At 40.6% G+C, this 16,765-nt stretch carries 15 protein-coding genes; 10 read left to right on the forward strand and 5 right to left on the reverse strand.

All coding sequences use genetic code 11. From position 1 onward, the window contains the following. Window positions 1-2: 2 nt before the first annotated feature. Entirely contained in the window at window positions 3-3,152 is a 3,150-nt protein-coding gene (locus LEP1GSC185_RS15395) for an ATP-binding protein (protein ID WP_008589717.1), read from the reverse strand. A 283-nt stretch (window positions 3,153-3,435) separates the two neighbouring features. Between LEP1GSC185_RS15395 and LEP1GSC185_RS15400 the strand changes: the two genes are divergently transcribed. From LEP1GSC185_RS15400 to LEP1GSC185_RS15445, 10 genes are all read left to right on the forward strand, one after another. Continuing rightward, window positions 3,436-4,713: an acetyl-CoA hydrolase/transferase family protein gene (locus LEP1GSC185_RS15400; protein WP_008591662.1), complete on the forward strand. Its 1,278-nt coding sequence runs from the start codon at window positions 3,436-3,438 to the stop codon at window positions 4,711-4,713. Between the two features lie 209 nt (window positions 4,714-4,922). After that, on the forward strand, window positions 4,923-6,362 hold the full coding sequence (ccoN, locus tag LEP1GSC185_RS15405) for a cytochrome-c oxidase, cbb3-type subunit I (protein ID WP_008590668.1): 1,440 nt from the start codon (window positions 4,923-4,925) through the stop codon (window positions 6,360-6,362). Beyond that, on the forward strand, window positions 6,359-7,048 hold the full coding sequence (gene ccoO, locus LEP1GSC185_RS15410; RefSeq protein ID WP_008589952.1) for a cytochrome-c oxidase, cbb3-type subunit II: 690 nt from the start codon (window positions 6,359-6,361) through the stop codon (window positions 7,046-7,048). The genes ccoN and ccoO overlap by 4 nt, the downstream gene beginning before the upstream one ends. An 8-nt stretch (window positions 7,049-7,056) precedes the next feature. Continuing rightward, a complete protein-coding gene (locus LEP1GSC185_RS15415; RefSeq protein ID WP_008589929.1) occupies window positions 7,057-7,203 on the forward strand; it encodes a cbb3-type cytochrome c oxidase subunit 3 in 147 nt (48 codons plus the stop codon). A 1-nt stretch (window position 7,204) separates the two neighbouring features. After that, a complete protein-coding gene (locus LEP1GSC185_RS15420) occupies window positions 7,205-7,738 on the forward strand; it encodes a cbb3-type cytochrome c oxidase N-terminal domain-containing protein (RefSeq protein WP_008591032.1) in 534 nt (177 codons plus the stop codon). A 36-nt stretch (window positions 7,739-7,774) separates the two neighbouring features. After that, window positions 7,775-9,142 carry a cytochrome c oxidase accessory protein CcoG gene (ccoG, locus tag LEP1GSC185_RS15425; protein ID WP_008591636.1) on the forward strand — a complete coding sequence of 456 codons (1,368 nt, stop codon included), beginning with the start codon at window positions 7,775-7,777 and terminating at the stop codon, window positions 9,140-9,142. After that, window positions 9,132-9,617, forward strand: a complete 486-nt coding sequence (locus tag LEP1GSC185_RS15430) for a FixH family protein (RefSeq protein ID WP_008590550.1) — start codon at window positions 9,132-9,134, stop codon at window positions 9,615-9,617. The genes ccoG and LEP1GSC185_RS15430 overlap by 11 nt, the downstream gene beginning before the upstream one ends. After that, window positions 9,614-12,067: a heavy metal translocating P-type ATPase gene (locus LEP1GSC185_RS15435; RefSeq protein WP_008590528.1), complete on the forward strand. Its 2,454-nt coding sequence runs from the start codon at window positions 9,614-9,616 to the stop codon at window positions 12,065-12,067. The genes LEP1GSC185_RS15430 and LEP1GSC185_RS15435 overlap by 4 nt, the downstream gene beginning before the upstream one ends. Then, a complete protein-coding gene (ccoS, locus tag LEP1GSC185_RS15440) occupies window positions 12,064-12,222 on the forward strand; it encodes a cbb3-type cytochrome oxidase assembly protein CcoS (RefSeq protein WP_008591697.1) in 159 nt (52 codons plus the stop codon). The genes LEP1GSC185_RS15435 and ccoS overlap by 4 nt, the downstream gene beginning before the upstream one ends. 9 nt (window positions 12,223-12,231) lie before the next feature. Further along, a complete protein-coding gene (locus LEP1GSC185_RS15445; RefSeq protein WP_008590983.1) occupies window positions 12,232-12,984 on the forward strand; it encodes a sulfite exporter TauE/SafE family protein in 753 nt (250 codons plus the stop codon). A 7-nt stretch (window positions 12,985-12,991) separates the two neighbouring features. Here the strand turns inward: LEP1GSC185_RS15445 and LEP1GSC185_RS15450 are convergent, their stop codons facing one another. The 4 genes from LEP1GSC185_RS15450 to LEP1GSC185_RS15465 form a co-directional block, all read right to left on the reverse strand. Then, window positions 12,992-13,660, reverse strand: a complete 669-nt coding sequence (locus LEP1GSC185_RS15450; RefSeq protein WP_008591429.1) for a hypothetical protein — start codon at window positions 13,658-13,660, stop codon at window positions 12,992-12,994. Between the two features lie 42 nt (window positions 13,661-13,702). Beyond that, window positions 13,703-14,380 (reverse strand): Crp/Fnr family transcriptional regulator, encoded by a 678-nt coding sequence (locus LEP1GSC185_RS15455; RefSeq protein WP_008590034.1) that lies wholly within the window; start codon window positions 14,378-14,380, stop codon window positions 13,703-13,705. Window positions 14,381-14,520: 140 nt separating this feature from the next. Next, window positions 14,521-15,906 (reverse strand): MBL fold metallo-hydrolase RNA specificity domain-containing protein, encoded by a 1,386-nt coding sequence (locus LEP1GSC185_RS15460; RefSeq protein ID WP_008591663.1) that lies wholly within the window; start codon window positions 15,904-15,906, stop codon window positions 14,521-14,523. Between the two features lie 136 nt (window positions 15,907-16,042). After that, on the reverse strand, window positions 16,043-16,765 hold the full coding sequence (locus LEP1GSC185_RS15465; RefSeq protein WP_008591555.1) for a LytR/AlgR family response regulator transcription factor: 723 nt from the start codon (window positions 16,763-16,765) through the stop codon (window positions 16,043-16,045).

The following is a 16,765-nucleotide window of genomic DNA, read 5'->3' on the forward strand; positions in this document are numbered from 1 at the left end:
CTTTATTTTTTTACGGAAAAATTTCCGATCGGGATATTGATTTTTATTTTATATACGTTTTCGACTAAGGACATTTCCACTTTTCCGCCTAGGCCGGAGATCCTATAGATCAGGTTCTCTGTGCCTCTTCCAGTTCTATGTTTTTTTAGATGATAAGAGGACTCTGCATTCATTTCGGTGATCAGGTTCCCATCTTCCAAATAGAAATTCCATTTGGCTACGCCCTGCCCGTATTTTAGGTCGTTGTTCGTGATCTCGTTTACGATACTATATAATTCAATAATGGAAGTTTCATTTTTTTCTTCTTCGAAAAATTGAAGGAGTTCGTCCTGGCATTCGAATTCCAAATCTCTTTCCACATCCGAATATCTTCTAAGTAAGACCAAATTGATCCCGGTGATAAAATTCTCGGACAATAATCCGAGATCTTCTATCTTCAACATCTGTTCTCTTAGAATATGTATGGATTGATTTACCGCTTCGTTGATCTTCTTAAAGATCGGTCTATCTTCCTGGTTTTGGGCCATCAATTCTTCGGATAAAAATTTTAGGTCGGTGAGTTTTCCGCCTAAGTGATCGTGTAAATCTATATTGATCCTTTGCCTTACATTATTTACGGCCTCTCTTTTTTCGTTCTCCTGATTTAAACGACTCTTGTGACCGTCTGCCAAAGCGAGTAAGTTATTGATCCTTAAGATCAACTCCTCAAAATCGAAAGGTTTGAGTAGATAATCGTTCGCTCCGTTGTTCAAGGCGGCCATCAGATCCTTGTCCTGATTTTTTGCAGTCAACATCAGGATGGGAAGCTCTAATGTGCTCATTGTCTTACGGATCTCTCTAGCGGTATCTAACCCCGACATCTTAGGCATCATTACGTCCAGGATCACTGCATCGAACGCCTTATCCTTTTGTAATATTTCCAAGGCTTCCATTCCGCTTTTTGCCGTGACCGAAGAAATATTTCGCAGGGAAAGATAGTTTTGTATTACCTGCAAATTTACCGGCTCGTCGTCTACCACCAAGATCCTCGCATTCTTCTCGAAATCGGAGGATTCATCTTGAATAGCGGCGGTTGATCCGGGATGATTTCCTTGTTTATAATTTTTTAATTCTTTTCCATCGGATTTCGGGATCCTGCCGGATACTAATGGAATTGTAAAATAAAAACGAGAACCTGAGCCAGGACTGGATTCCACTCCAATCTCTCCTCCATGCAACGCGACTAATGCTCTGCTGATCGCAAGTCCTAACCCCGCACCGGAACTATTTTTAGAATCCCCTCTTTCCACTTGTTCAAAAAATTCGAATACTTTTTGATGTTCTATCGGATCGATTCCAATCCCCGTATCTGAAACGCTGATCTCAGCAATTCCAAGCGCCTTAATACGAGCGCTAACGACGATCTCTCCCTTCTCCGTAAATTTGATCGCATTGCTGACTAAGTTCTGAAGGATCTGCTGTAATCGATTCTCATCCGCCAGTAAATCTGGAAACTCGGGCAAAATAGCGTTCACCAATTTGATCTTAGTCTCGTCTGTAGAGATCCTATTTAGTTCCAGAGTAAAATTCACCGCTTGGTATAGATCCACGGATCTTAAGTTCAGATTCAAATCCTTATGCTTTAATTTAGAAAAATCAATAATATCATTTACTAAACTAGAAAGCCTTTGCCCGCTAGTGACGATCATTCCCAATTGTCTTTCCACGGATTGGGTTAAGGGTCCTCCTACTCCTCTTTTTAAAGAATCCGCAATACCGATGATCCCTTGCAACGGAGTTCTTAATTCATGAGATGTATTTGCTAAGAACTCGTCTTTTAGTTTATCCAAAGAGATCAATCTCTGATTGGATTCCCGTAAATCATGAGCTAACTTTTCGGAAAGTTTATAAGCGCTTGTGAATCTTTGAGATACCATAAACGCCTGGGCCACGAAAAAAGAAGCCACTCCGTAAGAGGAGAAGTATGCTGTGTTTATGATCATATTCGCATACAATATGTCGTTAGTCACGACCGCAAAAAAAAGTAGAAAGAAGAATAGACCGACCTCTGCCCCTAATTTTTTGTTCCGGATCGCTTTCCAAAAAACGTATACTAGATAGATGCAAGCGATAGTTACTAAAATCCCGAAAATAGAAATGGTCTTGGAATATATGATCAAAGGAAAGAATAATACGATAAAGGAAAGCCCGACGATGATGCTGATAAAAAACCGAACGACTTTTTTGTTCAACTCGTCGGGATATAAGGTCCTGATAAATAATGGAAAAAATATGCTAATGAAAAAACTGGATATCAATTCCAATCTATATCCCCATTCAAAATCGAAATTCGGAAAAATAGAATATAATATTCTTTCTCCAGTGATCAAAATACGAATAGTGGAACAAATCGTTAGAATTCCGTAATAAAGTGTGGAAGTTTCTCTTCTTAAAAACGCGAATAAGCTCAGGTGATATAAGCCTAAGACAAAAAGCCCTCCTCCTATAAATAGATCCAATCTAATATTACTTTGGCGGATAGAGACTAGCTCTTTTCTTTTTCCTAAAAAGATCTTTGCCCAAGGACCACCTTTAAAATGCGAAAAATTGGAAACCTCTATCGCAATCTCATTCTCCCTTCCTAAATCAAATACTTCGCTCACTCCCGGCCTATACAATGGCTGACTTGTTTCGGGAGTTTTTCCCACCACCCCGCTGGAGATTACCTTTTTTCCGTTTACATAAAGTGAATAAGAAGTGGAAGCTTCCAACATCTTGATCGCCATATCGGTTTCCGGTTTATCTAAACGAACTAGTATTTTATAGGTAGCAAATCCGAAGCCTGGATATTTGCGATTTTGATCTTTATATTCATTCCAGACATTAGGCACGTCTCCGAATTTGATTTGTCCGTTTGATTTTTGGGTCGGACCTAGATCCGACGTCAAAGGACTTTTGATCTCCGAAAACAATTGGGACCAATAGAATACCCAATCTCCTTCGATACTAAGAGGCTCTTCTTTTTCGAAATCCCAACGATTACTCAGGTCTAATATTCCGCTTTCGACCCTAGGTCTTTTCTTCGATAAGGATCCCGAATCGCATCCCAAACTAAAAAGTAAAATCGAGATCAGTAAAACTCCTTGGAATTTCTGAGAGGACGCGGAAACCATCTGCACTTATTCTTCAGACCATTCCGGATTTATAAACCTTTTTAATATTATGTAAGAGTATTCGGGAAGGAAATAGGAAGAGCAAAATTCTCCCTTATTCTAGGGATCTTTTCGATCCTACGGACCTTCTTCTTATCGTAGACATCTCCGGACTTTCGAGACCGGAGATTTTGAAATAGACCCGTTTATTCCGCTGAAGGGTAAAAACAAAGAAATATCAATACATTCTCAAAAATTTTGTCCCTTGACTTCTACTCGGCGAAAATTAGAAAATTCTTTCGATATGGATTTACATTTTGTTTCCCCTAAAGAAGCAGTTTCAGAGATCAAAAACAACCAAAGAGTTTTCATTCACAGTGTATTCGCTTCTCCTAAACTTCTAGTGGAAGCATTAAGCGCCAGAGCATCCGAACTACAAAATATAGAGATGGTCCATATCCACACGGAAGGAGAAGCTCCTTACGCACAAAGCGGAATGGCCACTTCTTTTCATACGAATGCACTTTTCGTAGGCGCAAACATGAGAGAAGCGGTAAAAGAAGGAAGAGCCGATTATCTTCCTGTTTTCTTAAGTGAGTGCCCTTCTCTATTCCGTAAAAAGATATTACCCTTAGATGTCGCCTTGATCACGGTTTCTCCTCCCGACAAACACGGTTTTTGTTCTTTGGGTGTTTCCGTGGACATATGCAAAGCGGCAGTCGATTCGGCCAACATGGTAATCGCTCAGGTAAATCGTTTTATGCCTAGGACCCATGGAGATGGGATCATTCATATAAACAAGATCCATAAATTAGTAGAAGGTAATATTCCTTTATTAGAGGCAAAACATACTCAACCAGACCAAGTAGAGGCTAAAATCGGAGAATATATAGCGGGTCTTGTAGAAGACGGCGCCACTTTGCAAATGGGGATCGGCGCCATTCCGGATGCAGTTCTATCTTGTTTACAAAACCATAAAGATCTAGGAATTCATACGGAAATGTTTTCCGACGGCGTAATTCCTTTGGTGGAAAAAGGAGTTATCACCGGTAAAAATAAAAAAATCCATCCCGGAAAAATTGTAACCGGATTCGTGATGGGAACCAGAAAACTTTACGATTTCGTGGATGATAATCCGGGGGTTGTGTTTTTAGATATAGGTTACATCAACGACACTGCAAATATCCGCAAAAATCCTAAAGTAACTGCAATCAATTCCGCGATAGAAGTGGATATTACCGGGCAGGTATGTGCGGATTCGATAGGAACCAGACAATATTCAGGAGTTGGAGGACAGATGGATTTTATCCGAGGTGCCTCTCTTTCCGAAGGAGGGAAACCGATTATTGCGCTTCCTTCCGTTACATCCCATGGAAAATCCCGAATTGTTCCGATATTACAGCCTGGTGCAAGTGTAACTACTACCAGAGCAAATGTTCATTATATAATCACGGAATACGGTATTGCAGATCTTTACGGCAAAAATCTGAAACAAAGAGCAAAACTTCTCACTCAGATCGCTCACCCGAACCACAGGGAATCTCTGGAAAGAGAAGCTTTCGAAAGGTTCAAAGGATTTTAATTCTCAAAATCGAAAAAATTAAACTCGTTCTATCGTACATTAGAATTTCATTAAACACTAATTTATTGACATCCTAACGCAAACCGTAAAACTCCTGTTGACAATTATCAAGACCGTTTTGAAGGAAGAAGAAGTCGGATTCCTTGCGTTTCGACATTCCAATCTAAAAGTGGAATTATCCTTCACGGAAAAAACCGGAGAGATCAAGAATGAGTTCTTCAGAACAAAAATATAACGATACGATCGTCAAAGGATTTTTGATATCGGGATTGGTTTGGGGAGTGGCTTCCATGCTTGTAGGAGTATGGATCGCTTTCCAAATGGTATATCCTGAATTAAATTTCGGACCCTACTTCACTTTCGGCAGGCTGAGACCTTTGCATACGAATGCGGCAATTTTCGGTTTCGCATTGAGTATCATATTCGCAACAGGTTATCACACAGTACAAAGACTTTGTAGAGTAAAGATTTGGAGCGACAAACTCGCATACTTACACTTATTTCTGTACAATCTTACGATCATAGCTGCGGCTATCACTTTACCTTTAGGCTTAAGCCAATCTAAGGAATACGCCGAATTAGAATGGCCACTTGACCTTATGATCGTGATCTGGTTCGTGATATTCCTAATCAATTATTTCGCGACGATCTTTACGCGTGAAGAAAAGCAACTATATGCTGCAATCTGGTTCTATATCGCGTCTTGGGTCACTATCCCGATACTATTTATAGTTAATAATCTTTCTATCCCGGTAAGTTGGATAAAGTCCTATTCGGTTTACTCAGGTGTGTACGATGCAAACATCCAATGGTGGTACGGACACAACGCTGTTGCCTTCGTTCTCACCACTCCTTTCTTGGGATTGATGTATTATTATCTTCCAAAACATATCAAACAGCCTATCTACAGTCATAGACTCTCCATCATTCACTTTTGGAGTTTGATCTTTTTATATATTTGGGCAGGTCCTCACCACCTACTCTACTCTCCTCTTCCTGATTGGTTACAAACTACAGGAATGGTATTCAGTATCATGTTATGGATGCCTTCTTGGGGTGGAATGTTGAATGGATTTTTGACTCTGACTCAAGCCAAAGAAAAGATCAAAACGGACGCAACTTTAAAAATGCTCTTAGTGGGACTTACATTCTACGGTATGTCCACATTCGAAGGTCCTCTTCTATCGATCAGAGCTGTCAGCGGCTTAGGCCATAACACAGACTGGATCATTGGACACGTTCACGGAGGAACCTTAGGTTGGGTGGGAATGATGTCGTTCGCCGTCATTTATTATCTCGTGCCTAGGTTATGGAATACAAACCTATTCTCTGAAAAACTAGCTAACACTCACTTCTGGGTCGCAACACTCGGGATCTTATTATACATCGTATCCATGTGGGTATCCGGTATTACCGAAGGTTCTATGTGGAGAGCGATAGACGAAACAGGTGCTCTAAAATTCCCTAACTGGGTGCAGATCACTGAAACTTTGAAACCTTATAGATTGTTCCGAGGTATCGGAGGAGGACTCTACTTCATCGGACTGATCATCATGATCTATAATGTGGTTCGCACTATCCTGAATTCCGGCTCCGGATTCAAGGAAATCGATCTAAGGATCGGATCAAAAGAGGAGAAAGTTGTATGAATTGGTTCGACAAATTATTGGATTGGTTCTCCGGTTTTACCGATCAGTGGGAAAAACACGGAGTTAAATTCACTTTATACACCACCGTCGCAATCTTGATCGGTGGAATATTCGAGCTGGTTCCTCCATTCTTCCTCACGAAAACGGCGGAACCCATCCAGAATGTAAAGCCGTATAACGCGTTAGAATTGGCGGGAAGAGACGTATACCAGAAAGAAGGATGCAATAACTGTCACACTCAGATGATACGTCCTTTCAAATGGGAGGTGGATCGTTTCGACCCAGGACATTCTTACGGAAAAGACGGATATTCCAAAGCGGGAGAGTATGTTTACGATCACCCTTTTCTATGGGGATCCAAAAGAACAGGACCGGATCTAGCGCATGAATCCCAGATTCAACCTTCTGCGGAATGGCATAAGACACATTTGATCAATCCTAGAGATACTGCGAAAGGTTCCATTATGCCTGCTTATCCTTGGTTATTCGAAGAATCTTCTACCATAGATGCTTCTAAGATCGCGGACCATATGAGAGGACTTCGAAAAGTAGGAGTTCCTTATACCGAAGAAGATATCGCTTCCGCGAACACCTTATTGGCTGGGAAAACGGCAGGTGATGCGCTTATCGCGTATCTTCTCAAATTGGGAAAAGATACCGCCGAATTATCCAAAAGTTTACAGTGAGATGAAACATGGATCTAGATACATTACAAATTTATAAATCGTTACGGCTTCCAATCCTGGTAATTTCCATATTTACGATCATCCTATACGTATATAGAAGTTCCAGAAAGGAAAGAATGGAAAAACCTAAATTCAGAATGTTGGAGGAGGATTAATATGAGCGATCCAAACAAGGAATTCGACGGGATCAGACAATCTGATAATCCCCTTCCTGAATGGTGGAAATGGGTATTCTTAGGATGTATCCTTTTCGCAGGAATTTACGCGGTATACTTCCACGTTTTTTCGGATTGGGGGACAAACGAATATTATGCCGCCCAAATAAAGGAATACGAAAAAGAATTTCCGAATCGTAACGTTGCGGTAGAATCCAAGGACGGATCCAATCCGTTCAGAGAGAACCAAGATGCGATCAATGCGGGACAAAAAACGTTCCAAACTTATTGTGTCGCCTGCCACGGACCGACTGGAGAAGGTTTAGTCGGCCCAAATCTAATGGATAAGGAATGGCTACACGGAAACACGGATAAGGAACTTTACGAAACCGTTATGAAAGGAATTTCAGTAGAAAGAGCTAAATTAGGCAGAGGACCGATGCCTGCACACGAGAACTCGTTGGGTTCCGAAAAAGTATATCAAGTGCTTGCATGGTTAGCTTCCAAAAATCCGGAGCTTAAATCTTCCAAATAAATTCAACCGTCTCAGAGGATCATAAGGAGGGGCACAATGATCATTTCAAGACCAATGCAGGGAAAGATAAGGACCGCAAGAAATTACGTCCAGGTATTCTTGGTTCTTCTCTTTTTTATAACGCCTTGGATTCGCTGGGACGGATTTCAAGTTATCCGATTGGATATACCGGATAGAAAATTCTTTCTATTCGGTCATATTTTTATTCCACAAGAAGGATATTTCCTTCATCTTTTCCTGATCTCAGCGGGACTTAGCCTTTTTCTTTTCACAACTCTGATCGGTAGAGTTTGGTGCGGATGGGCCTGCCCTCAAACGATCTATACGGATATCTTCGATTGGATAGGAAGAAAGATCCAAGACTCCAAATATGGAAAAAAAGATGCGAACCCGGCTTTAGTTATTTTAACACATATCTCTTGGATAATAGTCAGCTTTGCCGCATCATTCGCTTGGATCTCCTATTTTATCGATCCTTACAAAATGATCGGTTATTTTCAAAATCCTAATTTAGAATTCCCTACTTGGTCTTTATTTTTGGGATTCTTTACATTCGCGATGTATGCGGACATTGCGTTCATACGGGAACAATTCTGTAAATATGCATGCCCATATGCACGCTTCCAAACCGTGATGATGGATAATCATTCCGTAAATATCACTTACGATTATGTAAGAGGCGAACCTAGACGAAAAGGAACCACAAAAATCGGAGATTGCACAGCTTGTAATATGTGCCTTGTCGTATGCCCTACCGGGATAGACATCCGAGAAGGAGCTAATCCGTGGTGTATCGCCTGCGGAAAATGTTCGGATGCATGCACAAAACAAATGGCTAAGGAAAATAAGAAAACCTTGATAGGCTATTGGTCCGAAAACGAGATCGCCGAAAAAGGTTCTCCCGTCCGCTGGATCCGACCAAGAACCGTTGTTTACGGGCTTTTTTTAATACTAGCGATTTCCGCCATCGGAATCTTATTATCCAGCAGAGTGCCTCTCTACCTATCAGTTCTTCCGGATAGAAATATACAACCAATGATGGTCCAAAACGGAGTAATTCGGAATTTTTACGAAGTACAAATGCAGAACTTAACTTCTAAAGATAGGACCCTAAAATTCGAAATAGAAAACTCGGATCTCCAAGGAGAAAGAAAAATACTCGTAGGAGGAACGGAGGAAGCTACGGTAGAACTAAAAGGTAATTCGGAAGAAAGATACAGGCTATTTATAGAGTTAAAAATAGCGGATCAAGACGCCCAAAAAAGAAGTCACGATATCAAATTAAAAGTAATAGACATTCAAGATTTCGAATATTCTAAATCTACGACAGTTCCATTCCTACTTCCGGTATCAATCTCCGGATGGAAAATACAAAATGACGAGAGGATAGTCCATGGACGTTAGTTTAAAAAGAGCCTTTTGGGTGATCAAGATCGCATTTCTTGCCTTGTTCGTAGCCACATTTTTTACCGTAAAACTTGCTTTAGCCGGACACACTCCAACTATCGATTCAAATTATTACGAAAAAGGACTCAAATACGAACAGTCTATTCTCTCTCAGAGGAAAATGATAGAAGCGGGTTATGGATTCCAAGCGGATTGGATCAAAAATCCAAACTCTCTCAGGTCGGGAAAACAAGATCTCCTGTTGGAATTCAAACATGGAGAACAAAAGATCAAAGGAGCACAAATCCAAGTCCAATTGGATAAAACCGCTACAGAAAAGTTCAATGAAAGTATCGTCTTACGGGAAACTTCTCCCGGAAAATATCAGGGAGCGTTATCGATCCCTTTTCCCGGTGAATGGAGGATTTCCATCTCCGCAAAAATCCCCGAAGGAATTTTAGAAAAGACCGTATCGATTAAGGTGACCCATTGAAAGTATTGGAAAACAAAACATTATGTTTTCATTGTAATACTGAAATAGACGGAGTATCCATACGCAGAACGGAGCAAGGTTTAGAAAGGGAATATTGTTGTAATGGATGTGCTGAAATTTCACATCTATTACTCTCAAACGGACTGGATCAATTCTACCAAATTAGAGGAACACAGTCCTTAGAACCGATCGATGCGGAAGATCAAAAATTTTCCCCAGAAGAATTGGACAATGAAACCGTATATTCCGAATATTTGGAAAAGAAGAACGGTCAGAATTCAAACGTATATATCACAGTTACGAACCTACACTGTTCCGCCTGTGTATGGCTGATAGAAACCGTTCTTACAAAAACCGAAGGGATCCAAGAAGCAAGGATCAATTTCGGAACAGGAAGGCTCAAAGTAGAATTCGATCTCTCTAAGATCACACTCGGTAAAATTATCAAAACAATCGAAAGTTTGGGATACAAGGCCAAACTTTACTCTCCACTAAAAGCGGAATCCAAAGTGGAGAAACCATTTCAAGAATTAAGCATTCGGATGATAGTAGCAGGCTTCTGCTGGGGAAATATCATGTTATTTTCCGCGAGCCTCTATGCGGGATATTTCGAAGGGATGGAATTCAATATTAAGAATCTATTCCATTATATTTCCTGGATATTTGCGACTCCTGTTTATTTTTACTCCGGTTATCCATTCTGGAAAGGAGCTTACGAATCTTGGAAAAGAAAACTACTCGGAATGGATACCTTACTGTTCGCAGGAGTAAGCCTCGCCTACTTCTACAGTATCTATGTAACCATTTCCGGAAAAGGAGAAGTCTATTTCGACTCGGTTTGTACGATTTACTTCTTCATTTTGCTTGGAAAATATTTCGAAGCGATGATCCGCTATAAAGCTGGCGCAAAAATAGGCGAATTACTCTCCCTTTTACCCGAGGAATACGAAGTTTCCAAAAAAGGGATTTGGTCCAAACATTCCGCTTCTTCGATTGAAAGAGGAGATATAGTAAAATTATCCTTGGGAAGTAAGGCGCCGGTAGACGGCATTTTAGAATCCGAAATAGCATTTTTCGACGAATCCGTTTTGACGGGAGAAAGCAAGCCGATCCGAAAATCCTCTGGAGCAGAGATCAAAGCTGGTTCCGTTTCGCTTTCCACTAATGTAAAATTCCAAGCAAAAGGAAACGCAAACGAAAGTTCTCTCGCCCAGATCGGTCGAATATTAGAAGATTCTTTATTAACAAAGCCGAAAATCCAAAGAAGTACGGACAAACTGGCCGCAGTATTCATAAAAGTTGTTCTATTCGTCGCAATCGGAACGTTTATCTACTGGTTCAAATTCCATTCCACTGAAGACGCAATCTTAAATACGATCAGTGTACTGATAGTAGCCTGCCCTTGTGCGCTCGGATTGAGCGTGCCGGCTGCACTCGTGATCAGCCACTTACTACAATCAAAAGAAGGTGTGCTCGTTAAAAATCCAGAGTCGGTAGAAATTTTAGCGAAAGCAAATCGCATCTTCTTCGATAAAACCGGTACATTGACTACTGGAAAATTGGAATTAAATGCGGAGAAGTGTTTCTCATTAGAGGAAAATCCTTCCAAGTTCAGAGAGATTGCAATTCGATTGGAATCCCATTCCTCTCATCCGATCGCAAAATCTATTATCGAGGCATTCGCAAACGAGACGCCTCAGTTCTTAGAGAATATTTCCATAGAGGGCCTCTCTTGTGACTTCACAGATTGGAATTCCTACAAAGAAATTCCAGGGGAAGGAATGGAGGCAAAATTCCAAGACAAGGTCTATCGTATCGGAAAGAAAAATTTCGCCTGGGAAAATAAACCTGAAAACGACGGCTGGATACATCTTTCCGAAAACGGCATTCCGTTAGTTGCCTGGGAATTTAGAGATAAAGCCAGAACCGAAGCGAAGGGTTCCGTCCAAGAACTAAAATCATTTATTCCTAACATGGAGATATTATCAGGCGATATTCCTACGAAGGTGGAAACACTTTCTAAAGAACTTGGGATCCAAAACTTCAAAGCCAATCTAACGCCTATCCAAAAAAAAGAAAGGATCTTAGAGGCCCAGTCTTCCGGAGAAGTTGTTCTTATGGTGGGAGATGGTATCAACGATTCTGCGTGTATTGCACAGGCGGATCTGGGAATTTCCATGGGAATGGGTTCGGATCTTTCCTTGGATAAATCCGATATCATTCTTGTAAAAGATAGATTGGATTCCCTTCCAAAATCGATATTGATCGCACGAAAAACAAGACGGGTGATTCTGCAGAACATTTGCCTTTCTTTAGTTTATAATTCTATAATGATCCCATTGGCAGCGGGAGGATTAATGCTCCCAGTTATCTGTGCGGGATTCATGACGCTGAGCTCCTTGACAGTAGTATTAAATTCCATTTCTTTAAAAAATAGGGTATTTACATGAACGCTTTGTATTTGACCATTCCAATCGCACTCGTGATCTCCTTCGGAGCATTTTACGTATTCCTTCTCAATTTTAAGTCTGGCCAATACGAAGACATTGAGGGGCCAAAATACAGGATGTTATTTGAAGAAGATAAACAGGAAAAATCGAATTAGGAGTTTATCATGGAACTGACTTCTGCGATATTATTCGGATCTTTTTTGAACGGACTGACAGGCTCTTTTCATTGTTTGGGAATGTGCGGTCCTTTAGCGGGAAGTTTAAATCTTACACTTTCCCCGACTGATAAAAAGACAAGTCCGGTCCTATTACAAATTTTGTATAATTTGGGAAGGTTGGTCTCCTACACTTCAATCGGATTAGGTTTCGGATTTTTAGGAAAAGTCACAAACCAAAGCCTTTCTCTATTACTCCCTGCACAAGAATTTGCGGCCTGGTTCGGAGCGGTATTCATTCTACTCTTTGGAGTTTCTATCCTATTTCAAAAGGATTGGACCCAAAATAGATTTTTCTCCAAAGTATTCTCAAAGGTCGGATCCAAACTTTTAAAATTCAGAGAGAATAAAAGTCCAAGCTCTCGTTTAGCGATCGGATTTATGTTCGGGATGTTAACAGGATTTTTACCCTGTGGGATCTTATATCCTGCGTTCGTCATGGCTTTTGCAACCGGCTCACCCGCGTTCGGAGCATTAAGTATGTTCTTCTTCTTTTTAGGGACCTTTCCTATGCTTTTCGGGTTCGGTTTAGGATTTAGAATGATCTTAGCGAAATTCGGGAAAGACAAACTTAAACTCGCAGGTTTTGCGATTATTCTTCTTTCTATTTCCTTAATGTTATTCAGAATGAATCATACTCATAACCACTCCGAATCGGGAGAAAAAATGGAAGATAGTGGCGCTCATCACCACCATCACTAGTCTTAAATTAAAATTCGGCGAATTCCCTGGATCTTTTTTCAGGGAAAAGATACCATCTTTGTATTGCTTCCGAAACTAAAAACCATTTGGTACTATCTTCAAAATGACTGGGAGACCCAGGCACAAAATAGACTTTTTTGATGGATGTCTCAATCTTAGAAAGTGCAGAACGATTCACTATTCTGCCGGTAAAATCAAGTTCACCTAAAATATTCAATACGGAAGTATTCAAAAACTTACCGCTATATTCTTGAAGACCGTTACCTATCAGTATAAGACTCTCCACCTGAGAATCCGTATTGCCTGCGGCACGGAACATTCTCCCCGCAATAGAGGACGAACCTATATAAGAAACTTTTAAAGAATCGGCGCCTTCCAAATTTCGGACCTGTTTAGTGATCTCGGAGAGGCGATCCGATAAAAGATTCACATCGGAACGATTGGCATGGATCTCTCTTTCTTCTTGAGTCAAGAGACCTTTTAGAAAAAGAGTGGCCACTCCCCTTTCATTAAGAAAATTTCTCATCTTAGAAAATCGATCCGCAAATTTGTCATCCTTCTCATCCAAAACCAGGACGGCTAAAAACACTGCCTGGCTCGGAATAAAAAGTTCTCCTTTTAATTGGACCCGATTTACTTGAAAGTCTAGAGTGGTTTGAAAATCATATCGGACCATTTTATAAAACTTTAATTGTCGATTTAGAAAAGGTTCGATAGCTTAATCCAATAAACGAAGAAGAGCCTCTTCATTTCTGATCACTATTTTTCTTTTATCTATCTCCACCCAACCTCTGCTTTTAAAATCAGCCAAGGCACGTACCAAGGTCTCTGTAGTCACACCGATCATGGATGCCATGATCTCGCGTGTGAATGGAAGATCTTCTTCCGAGTCTTGGGATTCTGATAACTGTAGTAAAAATTCGGAAAGTTTTGCGTGAACCTGGCGAGTTCCGAGAGAATAGATCTTATTCTCCGCTTCCACCGCTTCGATAGTCACTTGTCTGAATACTGAGTTTTGGAATTCGGAATCGCAGTTTAAAAGTCTACGAAGTTCTTCTTCTTCCACAAATAGGACGGTTGATTCGACGAGCGCAACCGCGTGGTGTAGAAAATTTCCTCCGATGGCAGCGTCTCTGATTCCGACCCAGTTACCTGGATGATAAATTTTGAATGTGTGCTGTTTTTCTCCGGAACCCGAAGTCCGATAAGATCGGATAGAGCCGGTCTCGACTATATAAAATCCGTTTGCCTGTTCTCCTTGAGAGAATAAGATCTCGTTTTTGGAAATCTTTCTACGGGTAAAATTAAGTTCATGGTGGAAAAGTTTCTCTTTTGGAAAAATTTCCCTTGGTAAAACTCGGTTTGTTTCAGTTTCGATTTTTACTGCGCTGGTCATGTTTTAAGTCCCTTTTATATCTCGATGTTCTTACCATACGCGAGAAAAGAATAAAGGTCAAGGGCCGGTGGGATATCCTACTGATTGGGGCGGTTTCCTGCGGATTTCCAGGGTGAAAATCCGCAGCCAGAAACTAGGAATTAAACTTCAAATTCGAAAACTTCTCCTCTTTCCGGGATCTTAGTTTCCCAGCCGTATACGCTGCGGATCCGATTTCCCAAAATCCTACTCGCATCCTCTTCTCCGTGCACGATGAACACTTCTTTGGGCGGATTTTTGATCTTGGATAACCAATTGATGAGTTCTGTTTGGTCGGCGTGAGCGGACAAACCGTCGATATTCTGAACGTCGCATCTGACTTCGTGGTATTTGCCTCGGATCTTGATCTCGGTATCCCCTCTAAGCAATTTGTTTCCTCTCGTTTCCCTTGCTTGGTAACCTACGAACAACACTAAGGAATTCGGATCTCCCAAAGAATGTTCCAAATAAGAAAGAACCCGACCTCCTGTGGCCATTCCACTTCCGGCGATCACAATTTTAGGGCCTCTTTTGCTCACTATTTTCTTAGTCTCGGAAGATTCAGTAATACATATGATATCGTCTTTGAGTTCAGCCAGTTCATCTCCCCTAAGCTTATGCCATTCGCTTCCGTAAATATCAAATAGATCTAAAACTTTAGAACCCATGGGAGAATCCATATAGACCGGAATATTCGGTATTTCACCCTCTTTCATCAATTTCCAGATCAGGTACATTACCGCTTGTATTCTCTCTACCGCAAAACAAGGAATTACAATAGTTCCTTTAGTAGTTGAGAATTCGTGGATCAACTGGGCCAAACGTTTGATCGGATTTCCCCTATGGATCCTATTTCCATAAGTAGATTCTATCAGAATAATATCCCCTTCTTCCGGCTTTTCCGGGGGAAATAAAAGAGGGTCCTCGTCTCTTCCGATATCTCCCGAAAAAATAAGGGTCTTATTTCCGATCTTAAATTCGATAAAACTTGCCCCTAAAATATGCCCGTTATATCTAAAGCGAAATTTTATATTCGGCTCTAGATCGATCCATTCCCCGATTTCTACCGCATAAAATAGCTTGATTGTCTTCTCGGCATCATCGCTATCATATAAAGGAAAAGCAGGTTTATGTTTGGAATATCCGCCGGAGTTTGCAAGTTCGGCGTCTTCTTCCTGCAATTTTGCGCTGTCTCTCAGAACTATATTAGATACATCTAATGTAGGTTTTGTACCGAATATTTTTCCTCTAAATCCCTTTTTGACGGCTCTGGGTAAATATCCGCAATGGTCCAAATGTCCATGTGTAAGAAGAATATGATCGATTTCTGTCGGAAAAAATTGATCGGAGTCCCAGTTTAGAAGTCTTAACTTTTTCTCCCCCTGGAAAAGCCCGCAGTCGATCATTATGGATTTTCCGAAGGCTTTTAAAAGGTATTTAGAGCCTGTAACGGTCCCCACTCCTCCTAAAAACTGTAAACTAACGAGACGTTCGTTCTGATTCTCCAACTTGTATTCTCCTTTTGACGTAATTCTTGCAGATTGTATGGAAAGGCACGATGATATGCAAAATTCTTTATTAAGTCAATGCCGAAAGAGAGATCCGGTAAAATCAGTTATTAAACGACAAAATCGCAGGGAGAAATTAGAGAAGTTCCTTAATCTTAGCGATATATTTTCTTCCGACAGGTAGTTGTGTTTCGTCGTCGTCCTTTAAATGTACGGAATAATTTCCCATATTATCGCTTTGCAAATGGGATAACTTTTCTAGATTAATTATGTATTGCTTATATATTCTTAGAAACTTTCCGGGAGGAAGTTTCAGCTCCAGACTTTTTAAGGACTTATAAGTCACATATTGTCTTTTTTCAGTATGCACTACGCTAAAATTATCCCGGGAAGAAATATAAGTAATCTCTCCGTAAGGGATCAGAAAATGGTTTTCCTTTTCTAAAATAAAAAGTCCGTGCTCGTTAAATACATTCTTAGCTGGTTTGCCAGCTTCATTTCCTAAAATATCCACTGCCCGATCTACCGCTTTAAAAAACCGTTCTTTAGAAAAAGGTTTGAGAAGATAATCGATCACTCCGAATTCGAATGCCTCGATTGCTTTGTCTCTTAGCGCGGTGATAAAGATTACATAAGGAGGATTTTCTAGTCTTTCCAAAATATCCAAACCGGAAAGAATAGGAAGGTTGATGTCCAAAAACGCAAGATGAAATTCCTCATTTTGGAGATATTCCAAAGCTTCTTCCCCATCCTTTGCGACTTTTACTAACTTTAATTCGGGACGGGCCAAACAATAATTTACGAGTAATTCTCTGGTGGGGGCTTCGTCCTCAACGATAAGTGTTTTCCATTCAACCAT

The organism is Leptospira licerasiae serovar Varillal str. VAR 010 (genome assembly GCF_000244755.1).
Classification (GTDB): Bacteria; Spirochaetota; Leptospiria; order Leptospirales; family Leptospiraceae; genus Leptospira_B; species Leptospira_B licerasiae.

Bases quoted from the DNA above. Each gene is read 5' to 3' on its own strand.
- LEP1GSC185_RS15395 (WP_008589717.1), bottom strand. From the start codon at position 3,152: ATGGTTTCCGCGTCCTCTCAGAAATTCCAAGGAGTTTTACTGATCTCG.
- LEP1GSC185_RS15400 (WP_008591662.1), top strand. From the start codon at position 3,436: ATGGATTTACATTTTGTTTCCCCTAAAGAAGCAGTTTCAGAGATCAAA.
- ccoN (WP_008590668.1), top strand. From the start codon at position 4,923: ATGAGTTCTTCAGAACAAAAATATAACGATACGATCGTCAAAGGATTT.
- ccoO (WP_008589952.1), top strand. From the start codon at position 6,359: ATGAATTGGTTCGACAAATTATTGGATTGGTTCTCCGGTTTTACCGAT.
- LEP1GSC185_RS15415 (WP_008589929.1), top strand. From the start codon at position 7,057: ATGGATCTAGATACATTACAAATTTATAAATCGTTACGGCTTCCAATC.
- LEP1GSC185_RS15420 (WP_008591032.1), top strand. From the start codon at position 7,205: ATGAGCGATCCAAACAAGGAATTCGACGGGATCAGACAATCTGATAAT.
- ccoG (WP_008591636.1), top strand. From the start codon at position 7,775: ATGATCATTTCAAGACCAATGCAGGGAAAGATAAGGACCGCAAGAAAT.
- LEP1GSC185_RS15430 (WP_008590550.1), top strand. From the start codon at position 9,132: ATGGACGTTAGTTTAAAAAGAGCCTTTTGGGTGATCAAGATCGCATTT.
- ccoS (WP_008591697.1), top strand. From the start codon at position 12,064: ATGAACGCTTTGTATTTGACCATTCCAATCGCACTCGTGATCTCCTTC.
- LEP1GSC185_RS15445 (WP_008590983.1), top strand. From the start codon at position 12,232: ATGGAACTGACTTCTGCGATATTATTCGGATCTTTTTTGAACGGACTG.
- LEP1GSC185_RS15450 (WP_008591429.1), bottom strand. From the start codon at position 13,660: ATGGTCCGATATGATTTTCAAACCACTCTAGACTTTCAAGTAAATCGG.
- LEP1GSC185_RS15455 (WP_008590034.1), bottom strand. From the start codon at position 14,380: ATGACCAGCGCAGTAAAAATCGAAACTGAAACAAACCGAGTTTTACCA.
- LEP1GSC185_RS15465 (WP_008591555.1), bottom strand. From the start codon at position 16,765: ATGGTTGAATGGAAAACACTTATCGTTGAGGACGAAGCCCCCACCAGA.